The organism is Flavobacterium sp. (assembly GCF_046155325.1).
GTDB lineage: Bacteria > Bacteroidota > Bacteroidia > Flavobacteriales > Flavobacteriaceae > Flavobacterium.
This window is the reverse complement of the sequence record NZ_JBJXDQ010000036.1, coordinates 1-5,540: the sequence shown is the minus strand read 5'-3', so window position 1 is coordinate 5,540 and position 5,540 is coordinate 1. Positions and strand designations below refer to the sequence as shown.

Genomic DNA, 5,540 nt, shown 5'->3' with positions numbered 1-5,540 from the left:
TCATTAGCGGATTTTCGCTTCTTGTAGGTGGTTTTGGAATTGCCAATATCATGTTCGTTTCGGTCAAAGAACGGACTAATCTTATTGGGATTCAAAAATCATTGGGAGCTAAAAATTCATTTATACTTTTTCAGTTTTTATTTGAAGCGATACTGCTTTCTTTGTTTGGAGGATTAATCGGATTGTTTTTGGTCTGGATTATTGCCCTTGTTTTGACCAATACTTTAGATTTTGAGTTTGTTCTAGGCATGAATAATATCATTATAGGAACTAGCTTATCTGCATTTATTGGTTTGATTTCAGGAATTTTTCCTGCTATCACAGCCTCAAAATTAGATCCTGTTGAGGCAATTAGAACAGGTATGTAGATTTTTATAAATATATTTTCGGTTTTAATAATTCAAATTCACTCCAAAACCTAATCCCATATCGCTGTCATAATGCGTTGTAACTCCAAAATTTCTTTTGATAATATAGCGTAAACCTGCCATATATTCTTTATCGGTATTCCACATCAAATCCATTCTTAATCTTTTAGAAACAGGAATGTCCATTCGTTCAAATTGCAATCTAAAATTGCCATCGGTATACACTTCGGCTTGAGCTTTTATAAGCATTGGCATTGTATATTCTAAACCTACACTAAAAACAGAACGTTCATCTTTGGTGCTGCCTTGTCCGAAAAGGTTTTTTCCGTTTTCGCCATCTTGCATTTTTCGGTACCGCCAATCGAAACCTACAAATGGCATAATCCATTGCATTTTACCAATATACCGTCCAATATGAGTTTCGGTTTCATAACCGTGATGGTCATTGTAGCCCAAACGCCATTCTGTACCAATGCTCCAACGGGTGTTACCAAGCATTACCATTCCATCGTTTCCGTTAGTTGCAAAATCGTTTTCTAACATAATATGAAATTTTCGATCTTCGGCAAATAATTTCCGTTGTGCTAATTTAGGGTTTGGAATTAATGGATTTGGTGCTTGATTTTCATAAGTAAAAACTCTGCCCATTCCTGCCATCATGTGGTAGAGAATATGACAATGAAAAAACCAATCGCCTTCAGTATTAGCATTAAATTCTAAAACATCAGTCTCCATTGGCATAATGTCAATGATATTTTTGAGTGGTGCGTAGTCGCCTTGCCCATTTATAATTCTAAAATCGTGTCCGTGCAAATGCATAGGGTGGCGCATCATTGAACCGTTGTATATTGTGATGCGTACATTTTCGCCTTTTTTGATTAGAATTTTGTCAGTTTCGGAAACTACTTTGTTGTCTAGACTCCAAACATAGCGGTTCATATTTCCGGTAAGTTCAAATTTCAATTCCCTGATTGGTGCGTTTTTTGGAAGTGTTGTTTTCGTTGGTGATTTTAACATTGCGTAATTTAGGGTTACAATATCCGAAAGTTTATTACTGTTGTAATCGTCTTCGACCATTTTCATACCTCCCATTTTTTCGCTTTTGCTCTTGGCTTCGCCAGTAATTTCTGGGTACATTACTACGTTCATATCCATTTGATTGTAGGACATACTCATTCCCATATCGTCTAAATCTCCGTTCATTTTCATCATACCATTCATCATTTTCATACCGTCAAAATATTTTAATTTTGGCAGGGTAGAAGTCAGTTGTTTGATGCCATCCCCTAAATAAAAGGAAGCGGATTTTGTTCTATCTTCGGAAGTTACCAACAATTCGTAAGCGGTTTTATCGGCAGGAATGGTTACAATGATATCGTAGGTTTCGGAAACAGCCACAATTAATCTATCTACTTCTACAGGTTCTACATCGTTTCCATCATTGGCAACAACAGTAATTTTTCCGCCTGCATAGGTTAGCCAAAAGTAGGTTGATGCTCCTGCATTTGAAATTCGTAAACGCACTTTGTCACCAGATTTGAATTTTCTAACCCCCAACCCCTCTCCAAAGGAGAGGGTAGTAAGTTGGCTTTCGTTTTTACCATTGATTAAAAATTTATTGTAATATACATCACTTACATCCATTGCGTTCATTCGTTTCCATTCGTTAGTTACTTTGGTTATAAAGTGTCCATGTTGGATTGCTTCGGCATAACTTTGGGTCGTGCCTTTTTGAATGGCGAACCAATCGGTTGCGTTATGCAACATTCGATGAACATTATTAGGGTTGACGTCCGTCCATTCGCTTAGAATTACTGGGATTGTTGGTAGATTGTCAATTCCTTGCCTCACCTCCGACCCCTCTCCGAAGGAGAGGGGAGCAGAACCTTCGCCTTTTTTGAGCATTACAAAATTTCCGTACATTCCGATTTGTTCTTGCAACCCCGAATGGCTGTGGTACCAATGTGTTCCGTGTTGAATAATTGGAAATGTATATTTGTGTGTAGTGTTGGGTTCGATAGGCATTTGGGTTAAATTAGGAACGCCATCTTCTTTGTTAGGTAACATCAATCCGTGCCAATGCAATGAGGTGCTTTCTTTTAACTCGTTATGAACATAAATTTCGGCAATGTCACCTTCTGTAAAAGTTAAAGTAGGCATAGGTATTTGTCCGTTTACCGCAATGGCGCGTTTTGGTTTGTTGCCAAAAGTTACGATGGTATCACGCACATATAAATCGTAACGAACGATTTTTTGGGCGGATACAGTTAAGCCAAGAAATAGTACTAGTATTAATAATGTAGTTCTCATGGATTTTTATTTTAATAAACCACCTCGGGGCATAGCCCCAGAGGTATTAGCGAAATATCAGCCACAGATTCACAGATTTTCAAAAATCTTTTTTAATCTGTGAATCTGTGGCGAAAATAACGAAGCAGAGCTTCGAGGAATTAAACCTAAAAGAGATTAAAAAAAATCATCAATTCATTAAAATTTATTTACATAAATTGATGATAATTTTTTCTAGTAGTGATTGATTAAACCTCTGAATAATTCAACTATTTAAACATTTTAATTATGCTTTTTTAACTAAAGCCATTCCGCATTTTGGGCATTTACCTGGTTTATTACTGGTAACTTCGTGGTGCATTGGGCAGTGGTAATCCATTGTTGCCATTTTTTTCATTTTGTCAGTACACATTTTTCCGCTCATCTCCATACAATCTCCGTTTTTCATCATCATTTTTTTACCATCTTTCATAGTACATTCGCCATTAGTCATACAGGTTGTGCCATTTTTCATAACCATACTTTTTTCCATAGGCATAGTTTTGCCGTCTTTCATTACCATCATTTTACCGTCTTTCATCATACAACAATCTTTCATCATTGTATATTTTTTCGCTGTTTGCGCAGTAACACTTAACGAAATTACCATTAAAAACAGTGTTAGAAATGCAACTGTTTTTGTCGAAATTAATTTTAAATTTTTCATAATAAATTTGTATTTAATTAATCGTCAGTTCCGCTGTTGATCGGTCTTCAGTTTCGCTGTTGCCCGATTTATAATTATCAAAGTTTTAAATTTCGCAATCGCAATGCATTTACAATTACGGAGACCGAACTAAATGACATAGCTAAAGCGGCAATCATTGGTGATAATAAAATTCCAAAAAATGGATATAAAACTCCAGCTGCTATGGGAACTCCCAACACATTGTAAAAGAAAGCAAAGAATAAGTTTTGTTTGATGTTTCGCATCACGGCGTGGCTTAAATTCTTGGCTTTCACAATACCTTGCAAATCACCTTTGACCAAAGTTATTTTGGCACTTTCTATAGCCACATCCGTTCCTGTTCCCATCGCAATTCCGATGTCGGCTTGCGCCAATGCCGGAGCGTCATTAATTCCGTCGCCAGCCATTGCAACAATTTTTCCTTGAGCTTGTAGGCGTTTTATTTCGTTTAGTTTGTCTTCGGGTAAACTGTTGGCAATAAAACTGGTTAAATGCAATTCGCTGGCGACCGCTTTTGCGGTATTTTCATTATCGCCTGTAATCATAATTACCTCAATTCCTTGCGCCATTAATTCCTTGATGGTGGCAACACTTGTTGGTTTTATTTTATCAGAAATCGATACAAAACCGACTGCAATGCCATCAACGGAAATATAGGAAACCGTTTTTCCTAGTTTCTGTTCGGCTATAATTTTAGTTTCTAAATCATCAGAAACAGTAGCTTTGACTTGCTCCATCAGTTTTTTATTTCCCAAAGTCACTTTCTTTTTTTCTACTGTTCCAATAACTCCTTTTCCTGCAACGGCTTCAAAATCTTTGACTTCTATTAGTGAAACCTCTTTTGATTTGGCATAATTGACTACGGCTTGGGCCAAAGGGTGTTCGCTGTATTGGTTCAACGAGGCAATGCTTTGCAATAAAATAGCTTCCTCATTATTGGAAGAAAACAGTTGATCAACTGAGGGTTTTCCTTCGGTTATGGTTCCCGTTTTATCGGTAATCAGGACATTTACTTTGTTCATATTTTCCAATGCTTCAGCATTTTTTATCAAAACTCCCAATTGTGCACCTTTGCCAACGCCAACCATAACCGACATCGGTGTTGCTAATCCCAAAGCGCAAGGACAGGCAATGATTAAAACCGCAATCGCGTTGATGAATCCGTAAACCAATGCGGGATCGGGACCAAATTTTGCCCATATAAAAAAAGTAAGTGCTGAAATTAGAACAACCGTTGGTACAAAATATTTGGCAATGCTATCGGCTAGTTTTTGAATGGGTGCTCTGGAACGAGACGCATCATTAACCATTTGTACAATCTGCGAAAGCAAGGTTTCTGAACCCACTTTTTCGGCAATCATCACAAAGGATTTGTTGCCATTGATGGTTCCTGCAATAACGCTATCACCAATCGTTTTATCAACAGGAATGGGTTCTCCAGAAATCATTGACTCATCAATGGTACTTTCACCATCAGTGATTTTTCCATCCACAGGAATTTTATCACCCGGTTTTACACGCAATAAATCATCTTTTTTGATGTCGTGGATTGAAATTACTTTATCGCCGCCGTCAACTACCAAAGTAGCTTCGGTTGGTGCTAATTTTAATAATTCTTTTATAGCTCCACTAGTTTGACTGTGCGCTTTGGCTTCTAATAGTTGACCCAATAAAACTAAAGTCAGAATAACTGTTGTTGCTTCAAAATATAATAAAACAGTGCCAGTTTCAGTTTTGAATTCGTTTGGGAAAATATCAGTAAAAAACATTCCGACTAAACTAAATAGAAATGCAACTCCTGTACCAATTCCGATAAGGGTAAACATATTTAAATTCCAAGTAATGATGGATTTCCACGCACGTACAAAGAATATCCAACCAGCATAAAAAACGACTGGAAGTGATAATAGTAATTGCACCCAATTCCATTTGGAGGCATCCATTAGTTGCAGTAACGGATTGTTATGTACCATTTCTATCATTGCAATAGCGAAAATGGGAACTGTAAAAACTACAGCAATTTTCATTTTCTTGACTAAATCTTTATAGGTCTTTTGGTCTTCAGTATCACTCGGATTCATAGGCACTAAATCCATTCCGCAAATAGGACACGAACCCGGACTATCTTTGATAACTTCGGGATGCATCGGGCAAGT

4 protein-coding genes are annotated in these 5,540 nt (G+C 37.1%); 1 reads left to right on the top strand and 3 read right to left on the bottom strand.

The genetic code is table 11. The features are described 5' to 3' along the window. The coding region (locus ACKVOD_RS02450; RefSeq protein ID WP_409207897.1) for an ABC transporter permease at positions 1-368 on the top strand (368 nt) is incomplete at its 5' end. A 24-nt stretch (positions 369-392) separates the two neighbouring features. Here the strand turns inward: ACKVOD_RS02450 and ACKVOD_RS02445 are convergent. The 3 genes from ACKVOD_RS02445 to ACKVOD_RS02435 all read right to left on the bottom strand — a co-directional run. Further along, complete coding sequence (locus ACKVOD_RS02445; RefSeq protein WP_409207896.1) at positions 393-2,678, bottom strand: multicopper oxidase domain-containing protein; 2,286 nt, start codon at positions 2,676-2,678, stop codon at positions 393-395. Between the two features lie 265 nt (positions 2,679-2,943). Further along, on the bottom strand, positions 2,944-3,363 hold the full coding sequence (locus ACKVOD_RS02440) for a DUF6799 domain-containing protein (protein WP_409207895.1): 420 nt from the start codon (positions 3,361-3,363) through the stop codon (positions 2,944-2,946). Between the two features lie 77 nt (positions 3,364-3,440). After that, the coding region (locus ACKVOD_RS02435) for a copper-transporting P-type ATPase (protein WP_409207894.1) at positions 3,441-5,540 on the bottom strand (2,100 nt) is incomplete at its 5' end.